The following is a 16,014-nucleotide window of genomic DNA, read 5'->3' as shown; positions in this document are numbered from 1 at the left end:
ACCTCATGCCCACCGCCGTCCTCGGGACGAACCGCGCGAGCGGTCGCACCATCACCGAACAGTTCCACGCCTTCGACGCGCACAACCCGCACGTCTACCGCGCGCTGGAACGCATGGCCGCCCGCCGCCTTGCCGCCGGTGCCACACGGGTCAGCCTCAAGGACCTCTTCGAAGACCTGCGTCGCCAACTCCCGTACGGGGTCGCCGGGCTGAACAACAACTACACCGCCCTCTACGCCCGCCGCCTGATCGACGACCACCCCCACTGGGCCGGCGTGTTCGAGCTGCGCCGACGCCGCGCCGCCTGAAACACCCCCTTTCCCTTCCCGCGTCCTGCCGCCTACCGACTCGGAGAACCCCTTCTTGTCCGCTCGCCCCCTCGTACTCGTCGTCTCCCCGGGCGATGAGGCGGATCGCGGCTACTGCCTTGAGCAGGTCGCCGCCGCGTACGACATCGTCCTGCTGACCGGCACCGAGCCCTCGTGGGAGAAGCCGCACATCGTCGACCACGCCGTCGCCGATCTGAACGACACCACCGCGCTCCTCTCCGCCGGCCGGGCTCTGGCGGAACGACACGACCTTGCCGGCGTCGTCACCTGGGACGAATGGAACCTCGTCCCCACCGCCCGCCTCGCCCGCGCGCTCGGTCTGGCCGCGAACTCCGTCGAGGTGATGAGGGCCTGCCGCAACAAGGCCACCGCCCGCACGTTGTTCGCCCGCCACGGAGTGCCGTCGGCAGCCTCGATGACCGCCCGGACCCTGCAGGAGGCTGAACGGGCGACGAGGACCCTCGGCTTCCCCGCCGTCATCAAGCCCGCCGCAGCGGCCGGCAGCATCGGCGTGATCCGCATCGACCGGCCCGAAGAGCTGCCCGCAGCCTTCGAGTTCGCCTCGGCCGGCGCACGCCGCAGCCGCGAGGACAGTGGCGTCCTGGTCGAGGAGTACCTCGACGGACCGGAGGTCTCCGTCGAATGCGTCACCCACCGCGGCACCACCACCGCCGTCGCCGTGACCCGCAAGCGCCTGGGCCCCGCCCCCTACTTCGACGAGACAGGTCACACCGTCGACGCCGCCGATCCGCTCCTTTCAACGGTGGCGCCGACCGCCGCTGCTGCCATCAAGGCCCTGGGAATCACCGACGGCGTGCAGCACGTCGAGATGCGCCTGATCGGCGACCGGCCCCGCCTGATCGAGGTCAACGCACGCCTGGGCGGCGACATGATCGGACACCTCGTCCACCTGGCCACCGGCGTCGACCTCGCCCGTGCCGCCGCCGACATCGCCTGCGGCCATACCCCCGACCTGACGCCCAACCGCCACCAGGGGGCGGCGATCCGCTTCATCTACCCCGCCTACTCCGGCACCCTCACCGCCCGCCGCCTGACGGCACACGTCGGGGGAGTGGAGCGCGTGCGCTTTCAGCGACAGGCCGGCGACCCGCTCGTACTGCCACAGGACGGCGGCGACCTGTACACCGCCCGCATCGGCTTCCTGATCACCACCGGGCCGACCGCCGCTATCGCCGAAGCCCGCGCCCAGGAGGCGTACCGCAACCTCGACGTCCAGGTCGCCCCGGTCCCGCCGACGGCCCTTACTACCGGCCAGGGCGCCGCGTGAGACAGACCGCAGTACCCGAGCTGGTGCGCAGCCGCCGCCTGCTGACCGGGTACTTCGCCGGACTGGGTGTGGTGATGGCCGTCTGGGGCGCGCGCATGCCCGCCGTCCAGAACGCCGCCAAGGCGAGTACCGCCGGGCTTGCCCTGGTCCTGCTGGCCGCCGCCCTCGGCATGGTCACCGGACTCCAGGCAGGCGGACGTCTCGCCCGCCCGGCCCGTCTGCCCGCGCTGCTGACCGGCGGTGCTATAGCCCTCGCCGCCTGTCTTGCCGTCCTCGGGCTCTGCTCCAGTCTGGAGAGCCTCCTGGCAGCGGCGTTCGCCTTCGGCATCGGGCACGGCGTGCTTGACGTCGCAGCCAACGCCGCCGCGGTCCGGTGCCAGGACGTCCACGGCCGCCCCATCATGGGCCGGCTGCACGCGAGTTACAGCCTCGGCGCCCTCCTCGGCGCCGCACTCGCCGCCACCACCGCCCACACCTCACACACCGTTCTGTTCGCCGCAGTGGCAGCTTGCGCCGCTGCTGCGGCAGGCGCGACCACGCGACTCACCCGCACCGTCGCCAGCCCCGCACTCGAGCCCGTCCACCACGGTGCTGCACCGGGCTCACCCGAGCCGAGGAGGTTGTCCCGGCACCGATTGTGGCTGCTCGGCGCGCTTGCCGCCGCCACGCTGCTGGGCGAAGGAGCCGCTGCCGACTGGGCCTCCGTCCACCTGCACGACCTCGGCGCGACAGCCGCGACCAGCGCCGCGGCGTACGGCCTCTACAGCGCCGCCATGGCCGTAGGCCGTCTCGCCGGAGACCGGCTCACCGCCCGCTTCGGGGCGGACACCGTCGTGCGCACCGGCGCCGCTTTGGCCGCGCTCGGCCTCGCCACCGGACTGGCCGGCTCCACCACCGCCTCTGCCCTCCTCGGCTGGACGGCCTTCGGCCTGGGCATGTCCGTCACGATCCCCAGCCTGATCACCGCCGCCGGCACTGGCGGACCCCGCGCGGTCGCCACCGTCGCGGTCACCGGCTACGTCGGCCTGCTCGCCGGCCCCGCCCTCATCGGCGCTCTCACCACCGTCACCGCACTGCCGCACGCGCTGCTGCTGCCCGCCCTCCTCGCCGCAAGCGTCGCCGTGCTCGCACCCAAAGCCTTGGAGAAAACGACCCCTTGACCCGCACCTCCGCCTCCCCGACCGGCGTGGACGCCCTGATCCTCGACTACAACGGTTAGGTCCAGTGTCTCCACCTGTCTCAGCTCGTTGACAGCGTGAACGCCGAGGTAGCACTGGGCTGTTAGGTTCCGCGGTCGTTACGACCAGCCGCAGGAGTGCGATGCCTTACTTCTTCACCTCGTCCAGCCATCTGGTCCGGCACCAGAAGGCGTTGGGCAAGCTCGGTTTCGATGTGTCTCAGATGCTGTCCGGGCCAGCGACATTGCCGGAGGACACGCCGTTCTTCGTGGACGAGGACATGCGTCCGGTCGAGCCGATGTGCTCGTACTTCTTCGATCTCGCCCGGCACGTGGGCTCGGAGAGCCTTCGGGACTACGCGTACGACCTGATGGGGCTGGAGGACTTCCTGGCCCGGGTGCTGGATCCGCCCTCGGATCTGCTGTCGGCGTCCGAAGCAGACCTGGTGGCCTTCCGGCGGTGGCGGACCCAGCTGGCCCCGGTACCGGTCGGGCCGGCGACGTGGCGGCGCAACCGTACAGCGATCAACGGGTTCTATGACTGGGCGGTCGGTACGGGTCTGCTGGAGCGGCGACCGTACGCTCGGCGTCGCAGTGGGCGGGATGCCTTGTCGTGGGGAGCGGCTGCCGATCTGGATGTGCGGCATCTGTCGCGGGCGCAGTACGTGATGCTGCACCGGGTCGGTCTCGGGGGTGATCTCCCGGACGGCAGTGCGGATCCGGGTTTCCGGCGTGCGGGGCGGCTGCGGAACATGGCGGGCGCGGACCTGGCGGTGACCACGGGGATGCGGTTGCGGGAGTTCAGCTGCCTGCTGGACATCGAGGTGCCGCGACCATGCCCGGGGGACAGGGCGGTTTCGGTGGCGCTGGGGGCGATCGCGAAGTACGGCTTTGCCCGGGTGGTGATGGTGCAGCAGGCGGTCTTGCGCTCGTTGGAGCTGTACCGCCGTACCGAGCGTGCCGCCCAGGTCGCGCGCAGCCATGGGGCGCTGTGGCGGCGGCGCGCGGAGCTGTTCGTGGTGGATGACGTCGATGAGCGGCGGATGCGGGTGTCCGGGCTGCTCCATGGTCGTCGGCGGTCGTTCGAGGTGGTGGCGATGCCGGCGCCGCTGCGGCGGATCGCGGTGCTGGAGGGGGAGCGGGGGCTGGAGCCGCTGGGGTTGTTCGTGGGCCGGGGCGGTGGGGTGCTGTCGGCGTCGCGCTGGCAGCAGGTGTTCGATGCGGCGGCCGGGCGTGCTCGTCGGCTGTCGGAGGAGTGGGGCGGGGTGGAGATGCCTCGCAGGGTGCGGCTGCATGATCTGCGGCACACGTTCGCGGTGTTCATGCTGCGGCTGCTGACGGAGGAGGTCATTGAGGACGAGCGGCGCCGCCGGGAAGCGGGCGGATCGGGGGTGTGGCTGATGCAGCACGTGGCCCGGTCGCCGTTGATGATCCTGCAGCGGCTGCTGGGGCACCGTGATCCGCGGTCCACGATGAAGTACCTGCGCTACCTGGAGGACGTCAGCGCGATCGTGGCGCGGGCGGTGGAGGAGTGGACGCGGGAGGACCGCACGTTCGCCGACTACGCATTGTTGTGCGCTGGCCGGGACGGCGGTGGTGTGTGATGCCGCGGCGTGGGGAACGGCGGCAGGTGCCGGGGCAGCGGGTCGAGCCCGTAGCGGTGGTGGCGGAGCCCGCGCGGGTGGGGGTGCGGGAAGTGGAGCGTGCATCCCGCCGGGACGGCGCGGTGTGCCGGGTGGATCCCGGCCGGTTCGCCTGTCGGGCTCTGGCGGCGGAGTTGGCCGACGAGTGGGTGCTGTACTGCCGGGCGCGTGCCCTGCGGGGGCCTGACCGGGCCGCGCGGGCGGTGCGGTCCTTCGCCGCATTCGCCGACGCATGGCTGGCCGAACGAGGGCTCAATCCGCAGCTCGTGCGGCTGGCCGGGGGACCGGCGGACCTGACGGAGATCATCTATGAGTGGGAGCACGACCTGCGCCGACTTCACCCTTATCCATCCAAGCGTGGCTACGAGCTGGCGTCGAATCTGCTGGCGCTGATCGAGCAGCGGTCCGTACGGGAAGGGGACCTGCCGTCCAAACTTGCCGCCCGGGCGCAGGCGGCGCCACTGTTCGGGAAACCGGCTGAGGGACCGCCGCTCGAGGAGTTCAGCCAAGCCGAGTGCATTGCGCTGCGGGATGCCGCCCGCCACGACATCCGGGCCGTCGAACGCCGTCTGGCGGCAGGCCGGGCCTTGCTGGAGACAGGATGCGATCCCCGGGAGGGCGGCTGGGAGAACGTGGCGAACCTGGTCTGGGCGATGCACCAGGGCCTGCTGGACACGACGGTGCTGCGTGCCCATCTGCCGATGTCACCCGGACACTGGCCCATCGAGATCCGGCCGGTCGCCGGGGACGCAGGCGCAACATGGGCCCCGCAAGCGCTGCTGGCGGGCCTCGCGGCCATGGTGTTCCCGCGTGAGCTGGATCTTCAGCCGTTTCGCGTGTTGCTGCTCCTGTCCATGGACGAATGCGCACCGGAAGAACTCCTCGATCTCGCTCTGGACGACGTTGAGTTCACCGACGGCGGAGTGCGCCTTGCGCAGACCAAGCGCCGCGCCGGGCGGATCCGGCGCCGCCTGCACACAGATACGGCAGCGGCCGAGGCCGGTGATGGATCCACGTTCGACGGGGAAGGCCGCTGGGACGTACCCGGGCTGCTGCGCCGCCTGTTCGCGCTCACGGACCCGGTCCGGCACGCCTATCCGGACGTCGCCGACTGGCTGTGGGTGGCGGTGGAGCCCTCCGGCGCCGGCCGGGCGCGGGTAGGCGGGCGGCGGGCCGAGTTCGTCCTTTCGGGACGCCGACTGACCGACTGGATCACCCGTCAGCGCCGGACGGACGGACGCCCACTGGAGATCACGGCGCCGCACGATGTACGGAGACTACGCAAGACGGCCAAGATCGGACGGGTGGTCGCGTTGGGCGGCGCAATCGCCGACCTGGCGGGCGACGATCACCACGTGGAAGTCTTCCGCCGCCACTACGCGCACGGCACCACCGCGCACGTCCTGGCGGGGCGGGCCGTCACCACGGCCCAGCAGAAGGTGTTCGGGTCGCTGACCCGACCGGTCTTCACCGACGAGGAAGTCGTGGCCGACCTGACAGAGCCTGAGGTGAGTGCCGCGCTGGGCCTGGATGTAGACACCGCCGAGGCGATGCGGGACGGGCAACTGGACATGGGCCTGGTCAACTGCCGCGACCCTTATGCCTCCCCGCACACGCCCGCGGGCTCGGCGTGTCATGTCGCGCCGGTGATGTGCATGCTCTGCCGCAACGCGGTCGTCTTCCCCTCCCACCTGCCCCGCCTGGTGCTGCTGGCCGAGCACATCGAGCAGATGCGCAACCGGCTCACCCCGCCCCAGTGGCAGGCCCTCTGGGGCCGCCAGGCCGCTGCACTGGCGCAGCTGTTCGACGAATGCGCCGCGTCAATGCCGGACGCCCGCCGCGCCGCCCAACAGGGCCAAGCCCGGCTCGACCTTCCCCTCGGCATGCGAACGGAGTACGACCGATGAGCGCCCCCGCCTGCGAAGAGGCAGGTCTGCCGACTCCCCGGGCGGCGTTCGGCGACGACCACCCGGTCTTCACCGCCGCCAACGGGCTGCTCGAACAGCACCAGGATCCAGTGCCCCTGTTCGGCGAGCGGGAACGCTGGAGCGGCTCCTGCCTGCGCCGGCCGAGCAACGTGATTCCGGGCAACTGGCGGATCGTCTTCCCCACCTTCGACGCGGCATGGAACCTGCGGGCCAGAGAGGTCGCCTTCGCCCTACTGAACCCGACCCACCCCGTCCTGCGGACCGCCGGAGTCTTCCGTCCCGCCCAGCCGGCCCACCTGTCCACGGTGCGACAGCTGATCGAGCGCCTCGGCGTACTGGGCCGCTGGGCCATCGCCCAGAACCAGCCCAGCCTCCTCCCGCAATGGAACGACGACACGCTCACCGCGTTCCTGGCCTCCCGCCTGCAGGCGGGCGTGACCCGGGAGCGGTCCCTGGTTCCCTACCGGTCCATGCTGACCGCCCTGTACGACCTGCATCCCGTGCTGACCGGTGGTGGACTCGTCACCGACCCAGCACGGTCCACCGCGGTAGGCGCGGCGTGCACTACACCGACCCCGACCGTCGATCCGGCTGTGTGGTGGCCGTTGCTACGGGCCGCCTGGACCTACATCGACTCCTTCGCCGACGACATCCTCACCGCCCGGGACGAGGCTCTTGCCCGGCCCGCACGCCGCGCCCCGGCAGGTCGGTCACCTGCGCGGCCGAGCATCGACGAACGGCTGGATGCCTGGCTCGCCGACCCTGCGACCCGGATTCCCGTGCACGCTGAGGCGTTCCGCACCAGCCCGGCGGGCACCCCGATGTGGTCGGTGATCAGCTTGCTGATCACCGACGGCACCAACGAGCACGCTCTGGGCCCCTCTCGCCCATCCGCCGCCTCGCGCCGCCGCCGCGTCCTGGCCGAAACCGCCCGCGGACGCGCCATCGCCCTCACTCCCGGCCAGGCGGAGCAGATGCTCGGCCTCACCCGCCAACCCAACGCCCCGTCCACCCAGACGCCTCAGCGCTCACAGGCCGAACTCGACGCCGCTTTGAAGACATGGCTCGCCGAACCCGGTCACCTCGTCCCCGTCCAGGAGACGACCCGCACCACCGCCCAAGGAGACCAGGTTGTCCGCACTCCCCGCTGGTCGCTGCTGGCCACCCTCGTTTACGGCCCTGGCGGCCCGCGCAGGATCTCGCCGAGCTCGGCGGCCTCCCGCCAACGCCGCGCGATCGCCCAGGCCGCCGTTGACACAGGCCAATACCAGGTCCTGGCGGGGCAGGCCCGCGCCGCCGACCTGCCCCACCCCACACCGCACTTCACCGTCGTACGACGCTCCGACGGCACCAACGGCCCGTGGCGCACCCGGCTGACCGACCGCGACCTCGGCGACGAACTGCGTGCCCTGCAAGGCGCCGTGTACTGCTTCGTGGCAGCGCTGTCGATGATGCGCGACTCCGAAATCCAGGAGATCCGCCGCGGAGCCCTCACCCACCACTACGGCACACCCGCCCTGCGCTCGCACAAGCTGAAGAACGAGCCCGGGCCCGTCGAAGAGAAGTGGTGGATCATCCAGCCCGTCGCCACCGCCCTGACCGTACTCGAACGCCTCTCACAACACCCCACCCACCTGTTCACCACCCTGGCCACCCCCGGCACCTCGGGCCACGGCCGGGGAACGGGCCGACGCGGCATCAGCGCCCCGTACGTCATCGACACCTTCATCGCCCACATCAACGCCCACCACCACACCACCGGCCTTGAACTCATCCCCCATGCCCGGGTCCGGCCGCACCAGTTCCGCAAGACCATGTCCGTCATCTGTGCTCAGGAACCCGACGGCGAGATCGCCCTCGGCATCCAGCTCAAGCACGCCGCCCGCCGCATCCTGGCCAACCCCACCACCCACTCCTACGCCGCACCCGACGGCGCCTGGATGCGCGAGTTCGACGACCGGCTCGCCACCGCCGCAGCCGCCGAACTCACCGGCCTGCTCACCGCCCGCACCACCGGCGCCACCATCGCCGTCGGCCCCGCAGCCGCCCGCCTGCACGCCGGCCTCGACCGCGCCGCCGCCCGACTCCCCGACCCCGCAGACCCGCAAGAAGCCCCGCCGGGGCTCCAGGCACTCGCCGCCGATCCCCGCGCAGCCGCCGACCTCATCCGCAACGAACTGCCCGAACTGCACTTCGGCACCCTCAACCACTGCCTGTGGCAGCCGGAATGGGCCGAATGCACCAAACACCTTCCACAGAACAAGGGCGGTGCGCCACTCATCGGGGCCTGCCAGCCGGCCCGCTGCCGCAACTCCGCCGTCACCCCCGACCACGCCCCCATCTGGCTGGCCGAACAACACGACCTCACCGAGCAGCTGCGCGACCGCCGCCTTCCACCCGCCCGCCGAGCCGCCCTCCAAGCCCGCCTCGACGACGTCAAGACCATCGCCACCGCCCTCTCCCAGGACCTGTAAATGGCCGTCTCCCCAGCCTCCGAAGCCAAACTCCGCGCCGCCATGACCCGCCTCCTGGCCGGACAGCCCCAGCACACCGACGGCGCCCTGACCAAGGAAAACCTCGCCCGTGAAGCCGGTGTCAGCCACGCCACCGTCCACCGCGCCACCGACGTCCTCGCCGAATGGAACGCTCACATCCCCCAACCCGTCCTCCGCACACCCAGCGAGAGGGCCCGCGACGACACCATCACCACACTGCGCACCCAGCTGACCCAGGCCCGTGAGCAAGCACGTGAACTCCAAGGCCAGCTCGACGCCCTCGCCACAGTCACGGCGAACCTGTACGCCGAAAACCTCGCCCTGCGCCGACGCCTGCACGGCCCTACTCCGACCGCTGCCCACGGAATCGCCCGGGACGAACAACCTCCAGCCGTGATCCTTCCGAGAGCTGCGGTTGAAGCAGTCGAATTGCGATGACTCCACAACTGTGGTGCGCTGGAAATGCGGAGGAACGATGCTCCGGCTGGGGCAGCTAAGGCTAGGGCGGACACCGCCCAGCAACGGAGGGAACACCCACACCGCGGTCGGATGCCGGTGCACAACTTTGCACGACATCCAGGGGAACGGTCCCGTGGCAAGTAACACGCCGTCAAACCACGGCACTTCCCTCGCTCACCTCATGACGACCTGACACCTTGGGGAGAGGTCGACCATGGTTGAGAATCCATATCGGGACATGGAAAATCGGAAGGCCGACGAACAATCCGAGCCAGTCCAATGGCCTAGCCGACCGAGCTACACGCCCTCGACCCCGGTGGCTCCTGCCGCATGCCCTGCATGTGGGCAGGTGGCGACAGGCGAGCTTTCCTGTCAATTCTGTGGACAGGTCCTCTTCCTTCCCAAAGGGCTTCCCTTGGCTACCATCGGTCTGCGGTTTGGTGGATATCTATTGGAAAGCGTCCTGATTGTCTGCACCGTCGGGATTGGGTGGCTCATTTGGGCGCTCTTCCTGTTCCCGCAGGGCCAAACACCCGCCAAACAGTTGCTCCAGATGAGAATAGTTCATATTGCTGAACCGCGCACCGCTCGGTTTTGGCGGATGTTCTTTCGCACATTCATCGCCATGCCGATCGTCTCAGTTCTCGCGACCTTCACATTCCTCATCCCCTATTTCTGGCTGTTCTGGGACCGAAACCGGCAGGAATTGTGGGACAAGCTCGCCTCCACACTAGTGGTGAAAGACCGACAAGGCTTGCTCCACCCTAGTCAGCGCCAGGGAAAAGCCACGGCAGTGGGGAGCGATGCGTGGTCACACCGAGGTCGCCCACCTGAAGCAAGTGGTGGATAACGACGAGTGCGTGCAGCGCGGCGTGGCGGTTGTGCTTATGCGGACTCTGTGGAGCACGAACTCTGGAGGTAATCCGGATGCGACGTTTTCTCACCGCCGTAGCGGCCCTAGCTCTTCCAATTTCCCTTGCAGGAGCACCTGCTGTAGCGGCGTCGCACGGCATTCCTGCGACCGTCTCGGTGACCAGAGCCAATGCCGCACACAAGTTGATGCTTCCAACAAGCTTCGTGACCCAGGGACCGGACGACGTATGCAACTACACCAGTAGCCGGCCGAGTCTTCACCTGGGGTCATCCGGGCCTGCAGTCCAACAAGCCCAGTGCTACCTGAATCAGGCCATAGGTGCCGACCTGGACGAGGACGGAGACTTTGGCCGGGTCACACAATCCGCAACAAGAGACTTCCAGCGATGTGCCGACATCGTCGTCGACGGGCGAATCGGAGCCCAGACTTGGTCGTTCCTTTCCTTCTGGGCCAACGCGCCAGGCGCTCCCTTCTGTTGACAGGCCCGAGGCAGTTCCGCCATCTTTTCCGGAGGGAAAGACCGATGTGGGGAAGCTCATGGCGGTTCGCCTATATAGTTTTGGGTGCAGTCTTTGCTTTGATAAGTGGATCGACCCTGGCCACGGGTTCGACTACGCAGGCAACACACCAAGCCCGGCGCAGCGGAGACTTCCCAGAAGCGGAAAATGCGTATCGCAATCCGCCGGCGTCTAAAGCGGTTGACTGGGAGAATCGTGATTACCGTCTCACATGCGATGACATTGTTGACAAACCGGTCCAAGCGGTCATCCGTAACGCTAAGGGCATCGTGAAAAATGGGGACATTGGCGGGTATGATCACTGGGAAGTTGAGGTTCAGCGGGCCGCCCGAGGCAGATTGCCACGCCTTGGCGATGTGACTGCCGTGCTGTTTTATTGCTCCCCTCAACCGAGTAACTTCTTCATGCAGGAACTGCGCGTCTACCGCACCGATGATGGCAGCGAGATAGGTCGCACGCCCACCTTCGATGTCCCCGAGTTGCCGCCGCAATACCAACCGAAGTCGCTAGTGATAAAAAACAGTCGTCTTGCCGCTGACGTCAAGTTCTACGGACCTGACGACAGTCACGCGGATGGACCCTCAATACTTCGCCACGTCACCTGGACATGGGAAAACGACCGCTTCGTCACACACGGGTCGGGTACGAAGTCGGAGGCCCAGGGCCGGTCTGACCTGAGCCGTCAACCCATCACCGTCAATGGGATGGGTCCTCTAAAGATGGGCATGAGCCGGAACGAAGCGTCGAAAGCAATCGCCATGCCGATCCCGGGGGAGGAAGGCAGAAGAGTCTGTACAGACTTCACCGTGGAAGGAGGGCCAGAGGGGCTTCTCCTACGCTTCACATCGGACCGCCTCGTTGCAATCTATGTCACACGGCCGGCGACGACAATCGCGACGCGCTCTGGCATCCATATCGGCAGCACTCGAGACAATGTATTGAATACGTACGCCGACGAGATCACAGCCACCACGCCCGACTACGGTGGTGAAGAGCTGGTCTTCGCGCCATCCGCGCCAGAGTTCGCCGGAAGAGTGATCAGGTTTGGGATCAGCGACGGTGCAGTAGAAACATTCATCGCCGGAGAACATGATTGGGCTGTATTCGCCCCCTCCTGTGGAGTTCCCGAATAGAAGTTTCGCCGACTAGCGAAAACTGCACCTCTGTTGTGGTGGCCGGATAGATGGTTGCCAGGTCCCGCCCCAGGAGGGTTCATGGCATTTGGAAAGTTGACCACTTACCTCGTGGCGGTCTCGCTCTTCTTTGGGCCGACGATTCTCCAGCCACCCACCTCCGATGCGCATACCGGATCGCCATCCCAAGCCATAGAATGCAAGGATATATTCTTCTTCGGTGCGCACGGCGTAGGAGAAGAAGGGTACGGTCCTGAAGTAAAAGACGTATGGGCCAAATACAAGCAAGGTATGTCAAGCTCGGTCTTGACGCTAGATGCCGCACCGATCGACTATCCTAAGCAGACTCTCCCGCAGTTCTTGAAGCCGCGAACTATCAGCAATCTGGAAGCGGTGACTAACGGGGCCATAACCTTGAGTGCCCAGCTCAGTAAACGGCGTGCCGAATGTGGAAACGAACGGTACGTTCTAGTCGGATACTCGCAAGGCGCTTGGGTTATTCACAAATTCCTCGCACTGGCTGGCCCCACGGTCCTGGAATGGATCGCAGGCGTGGCTTTGCTTGGTGATCCCCAATACCCAAAGACCGGAATCGTTCGAAAGTTGGCACCGGGTTATGCAATCAGCCCATATCTTCCCCCTTCCATCAAGGAAATAGCTAACAGTTGGTGCGTTTCCTACGACTTTCCACCTGCAGGGCGTGCTGTAGCTGACCCGGTCTGTCAACTTCGAGACTTGCGAGATATCGATGCCTGCCTAAAGGCTAACGATGGAAAAAAGCCTAGAGAGTGGTGCCCGCACTTCCGATATAAGGAGACAGGCGGAACCAAGCGTGCCGCTGATTTTCTTGTAGACATAACCAAGGCGGAGCCCGCATTCCGCTACGAGGGCACCTGGCGGGGCACAGTCAAGCAAGGCGAGAGCAAGACTTATCCCGTCAAGGTCAACTACAAAGGCGGCGCAATCGGGGAAACCGTGGCCACGGTCGAGTATCCAACGCTGAAGTGCAGCGGCAACTGGGTGCTCACTTCGCATACCGGCCAAGGGATTACGGTGAAGGAGCAGATCACTGAGGGAAAGACCAACTGCGCCGATGTGACCGTCACCCTCACGCCGTCGGCCGACGGGACACTGCAGTACGCGTTCGAACCCCATGAAGGCGGCCGGGCCACGCTGCGGCGTGAATGAGCCGGGGACAGGCACACACGTACGGGTGATGTGTCTCCTGCGATACCTGCCGCGTTGAGACAGCGAGCTCTGCCTAACAACGGAGTCCTCGGTCTCCAGCCCAGCACCGCCATGTGGACCCGTCTCGCCGACCTCGCCGAGTGGCCCGACCGGCATCTCCCCTCGTTCCAGGACGCCTTCTGGGCTCCCCGCAACGCATACGACGCAGGGGAACTGAGCGATCTCGCCTACTGGGCCAAGGTCCTCGGACACCACCCCGGCCCACGGTGGCTGCGCACCCTGCGGGCCGCCGACACCGCCATGTGGACCCGCACCGATCCGTGCGTCCTCGATGTCCTGTACCGCGCCCGGGCCGCGGAGCTGCCGATGGTGCTGCTCTCCAACGCCCCGGCCCACCTCAGCGACGTCCTGGACGCCACCGTCTGGCGGCGCGAGCTGATGGACGACGCCTTGTACTCCGCCCGCCTGGGCCTGTGCAAGCCCGACCCGGCCGCGTACGAACACGCCCTGGCCGCCACCGGCGTCGCCGAGCCAGCACGCGTGCTGTTCGTCGACGACCGCGAGGACAACTGCCGGGCCGCCGCCCAGCTGGACCTGCGCACCCTCCACTACACCGGCCAATCCGCCTCCCTGGAACGGCAGTTGCTGCCTGCCCTCGCGGCCAGCACCGGTTCCTGACTGCGCACCGCGCCGCTCACCCCTCGGCCCCAACCCTCAGGACTTTCGTGCCCGACACCGAAGAGATCGACGGCGACGTCTACGTCTCCCCCCGCTACCTCGCCGCCAGCACTTACACCGGAGACCCGGCTCTGGAACCGCTGCTCGCGCTCGGCTTCGACCTGCGTCACGACGACCTCGGCAACGTGTATGTCACCGCGCCCGATCACCGCGTCCGACTCGGCTATCTGCCCGAGGGAGACGACGACGGGCTGTGGCGCATCAACGCCTACAAGGACTCGTTCGGCCCGCCGGAGTGGGGCGTCTGCTTCAACGACCGCGTCCCCACCGAGTTCGTCCGCGCCTTCACCACCGCACTCGCCGAGGCGTACGAGCGTGGCCCGGACGCCTACCTCGCCAGGCCGGCCGCCGGGGTCGACGAGCACGATCCCTTTCTGGCTGTCGTGCCCGTGCTGAAACAGGGCTGGGAGATCGACCGCCCGCGCTGGGGCGTCTTCGCGGTCCAGTCCCCCGACGGGTTCGCCGGCCTGGAGTTCACCACCGGCGACCTCGATCCGGAAACCGAGCTGACCACACGCGACGCCCGGTGGCAGATGTGGGCGGGCAAGTCCATCGACCGGCCCGTCTGGTACGCCACGGCCAGCACCGACACTCCCGTCGCCCTGCTCACCGCCATCACCGAGTGCGTCGCCGATCCGGCTCCCCTGCCCCGGTGGCGCGAGGAGACCTTCAGCTACATCAAGGGCATGGCCCAGCTCACCCCGATCCTTCCGCCCGGACCGCCGGCCCCGACCCCGCTCGACGTGCGGAGGGCCGCCGCATCCCGCCGCCCGGCCGCGCTCCCCGCGGCCAGCGTCCCGCGCTGGAGCACCACCAGCCGACCGGCCCTGCCCCGTCCACGCCGATAGGACCAGCCCGACCCCCATCGGAGACCCCTCTTGTCCCTGCAGGCCCCCGAGTTCTTCGCCGAGCTGTGCCTCCCGTTCCACAACAGCACGGTCGTGGGCAACACGTACTTCGCCGCCCCCGTCCCCGGCACACCGCTGCGGCTGCGGATCGACTTCACCGGCACCATCCACGCGGACACCTACGGCGGCCTACGCCTGGCGGTCGTCCACCCGGCCCGCGGCGAGATCGACGCCGTCGCCCTCAGCTTCCTCGACCACGGCACGTTCCACCGCCGCGACGAAGCGACCAACACCCGGCCGAACACCAAGCAGCACGGCACCTTCGACAAGTACCACCGCCCCGGCCGGCCCCCGTGGGAGGGAGCCGTCACCACCGGGCTGCGCGACGCCATCGAGCAGTACACCGCCGTCTGGTTCCCGGGCGCCTGGACCGCGTCCGCGCCGAGCCGCGCCGCAGGCCGGACCGCGCAGACCGCGCCCGTCGCGCCGGTCACCCGCAGCGGCACCCGCGCCCGCTGAGCCGCGCCCCACGGCCAGGCCCCGCGTTCCGCACCCTTCCAGCAGGAGCCCTGCCCGTGATGAGCCACCCCTTTGAAAACCTCGACCCCGCCCAAACCGTGCAGGTCCTTCCCCGCCACCTCGCCGGGCCCGGCGCCGTCGACCCGCGTACCGCATGGGCCTTCCCCTACGACGAGGGCTGGCCGTTCGCCCAAACCGACGACGGCACGGCCGCGGCGTTCAGCCCGTGCCTGCGACTGCAGACCACCTACGACCCCCAGCCCGACCAGCGCGGCCAGGGCACGTGGACCGTCAGCGCGCACCGGGCCCCGTTCACCCCACCGGCCTGGCGGATCACCTTCGACGCCGCCACCCCCGTCGAGCTGCTGCACGACGTCCACACCGAACTGCTCGACCTCTACCTCGAAGACCGGCACAGCGACCACGACCGGCTGTTCCGGGACGAGACGGCACCGCACGAGGCGTACGTGCCGCTGCTCACCCGCGGGTGGAGCCACGACGTCAAGACCGACGGCACACAAACGTTCCTCACCCCGGAAGGACTCGGCGGCCTACGCCACCGCTACGCCATCAGCGGCTCCAGCGGGCCGGCCTGGCGGGCCTGGGGCGGACACCCCAGCGAGCCGCACTGGACGGCACGCTTCTCGTTCGGCACGCCCACCACGCTCGTCGCAGCCTTCACCGCCTCGCTGATCTCCACCGAGCCACTGCACCGCACCGTCCAGGACGTCCCCGTCCACACCCGCAGCGCCCTCTACATCGCCACCACGACACCCAAGCAGCCTCACGGCAGCACACCTGTCGCCCCGCCACCTCCCGCCCCGGTTGCCAGCCGAACCCGATGACCTTCCCCACCCTCTGATCCAAGGAGTCCTCC

At 68.3% G+C, this 16,014-nt stretch carries 15 protein-coding genes; all 15 read left to right on the top strand.

The genetic code is table 11. The annotated features are described in order from the left end of the window. Positions 1 to 5: 5 nt before the first annotated feature. The 15 genes from ACFYWX_RS02225 to ACFYWX_RS02155 all read left to right on the top strand — a co-directional run bounded on the left by ACFYWX_RS02225 (position 6) and on the right by ACFYWX_RS02155 (position 15,982). Positions 6 to 308, top strand: coding sequence for a hypothetical protein (locus ACFYWX_RS02225; RefSeq protein ID WP_307047082.1), 303 nt, complete (start codon positions 6 to 8; stop codon positions 306 to 308). A 55-nt stretch (positions 309 to 363) separates the two neighbouring features. Continuing rightward, positions 364 to 1,617, top strand: coding sequence for an ATP-grasp domain-containing protein (locus ACFYWX_RS02220; protein ID WP_385249503.1), 1,254 nt, complete (start codon positions 364 to 366; stop codon positions 1,615 to 1,617). Further along, positions 1,614 to 2,777: an MFS transporter gene (locus ACFYWX_RS02215; protein ID WP_061334500.1), complete on the top strand. Its 1,164-nt coding sequence runs from the start codon at positions 1,614 to 1,616 to the stop codon at positions 2,775 to 2,777. Before ACFYWX_RS02220 ends, ACFYWX_RS02215 begins: the two co-directional genes overlap by 4 nt. A 160-nt stretch (positions 2,778 to 2,937) precedes the next feature. Further along, positions 2,938 to 4,398 carry a tyrosine-type recombinase/integrase gene (locus tag ACFYWX_RS02210; protein WP_389422063.1) on the top strand — a complete coding sequence of 487 codons (1,461 nt, stop codon included), beginning with the start codon at positions 2,938 to 2,940 and terminating at the stop codon, positions 4,396 to 4,398. A gap of 92 nt (positions 4,399 to 4,490) precedes the next feature. Continuing rightward, on the top strand, positions 4,491 to 6,344 hold the full coding sequence (locus ACFYWX_RS02205; protein WP_389422062.1) for a hypothetical protein: 1,854 nt from the start codon (positions 4,491 to 4,493) through the stop codon (positions 6,342 to 6,344). Further along, positions 6,341 to 8,839 (top strand): hypothetical protein, encoded by a 2,499-nt coding sequence (locus ACFYWX_RS02200; RefSeq protein ID WP_389422061.1) that lies wholly within the window; start codon positions 6,341 to 6,343, stop codon positions 8,837 to 8,839. The genes ACFYWX_RS02205 and ACFYWX_RS02200 overlap by 4 nt, the downstream gene beginning before the upstream one ends. Then, entirely contained in the window at positions 8,840 to 9,298 is a 459-nt protein-coding gene (locus tag ACFYWX_RS02195) for a hypothetical protein (RefSeq protein ID WP_389422060.1), read from the top strand. Between the two features lie 436 nt (positions 9,299 to 9,734). After that, complete coding sequence (locus ACFYWX_RS02190; protein WP_389422059.1) at positions 9,735 to 10,169, top strand: RDD family protein; 435 nt, start codon at positions 9,735 to 9,737, stop codon at positions 10,167 to 10,169. A 77-nt stretch (positions 10,170 to 10,246) separates the two neighbouring features. After that, a complete protein-coding gene (locus tag ACFYWX_RS02185) occupies positions 10,247 to 10,672 on the top strand; it encodes a peptidoglycan-binding protein (protein ID WP_389422058.1) in 426 nt (141 codons plus the stop codon). A 44-nt stretch (positions 10,673 to 10,716) separates the two neighbouring features. After that, on the top strand, positions 10,717 to 11,844 hold the full coding sequence (locus ACFYWX_RS02180) for a hypothetical protein (RefSeq protein ID WP_389422057.1): 1,128 nt from the start codon (positions 10,717 to 10,719) through the stop codon (positions 11,842 to 11,844). A gap of 81 nt (positions 11,845 to 11,925) precedes the next feature. Further along, complete coding sequence (locus ACFYWX_RS02175) at positions 11,926 to 13,032, top strand: cutinase family protein (RefSeq protein WP_389422056.1); 1,107 nt, start codon at positions 11,926 to 11,928, stop codon at positions 13,030 to 13,032. 111 nt (positions 13,033 to 13,143) lie between these two features. Further along, positions 13,144 to 13,710, top strand: a complete 567-nt coding sequence (locus tag ACFYWX_RS02170) for an HAD-IA family hydrolase (protein ID WP_389422166.1) — start codon at positions 13,144 to 13,146, stop codon at positions 13,708 to 13,710. A 47-nt stretch (positions 13,711 to 13,757) separates the two neighbouring features. Beyond that, entirely contained in the window at positions 13,758 to 14,618 is an 861-nt protein-coding gene (locus tag ACFYWX_RS02165; protein ID WP_107446561.1) for a DUF317 domain-containing protein, read from the top strand. 30 nt (positions 14,619 to 14,648) lie between these two features. Further along, on the top strand, positions 14,649 to 15,137 hold the full coding sequence (locus ACFYWX_RS02160; RefSeq protein WP_107446562.1) for a hypothetical protein: 489 nt from the start codon (positions 14,649 to 14,651) through the stop codon (positions 15,135 to 15,137). A 59-nt stretch (positions 15,138 to 15,196) separates the two neighbouring features. Beyond that, entirely contained in the window at positions 15,197 to 15,982 is a 786-nt protein-coding gene (locus ACFYWX_RS02155; RefSeq protein WP_385249509.1) for a DUF317 domain-containing protein, read from the top strand. Positions 15,983 to 16,014: the final 32 nt, after the last annotated feature.

The organism is Streptomyces sp. NPDC002888 (genome assembly GCF_042888465.1).
Classification (GTDB): Bacteria; Actinomycetota; Actinomycetes; order Streptomycetales; family Streptomycetaceae; genus Streptomyces.
The sequence above is the reverse complement of the archived record's forward strand: the minus strand, read 5'-3'. Positions and strand labels throughout refer to the sequence as shown.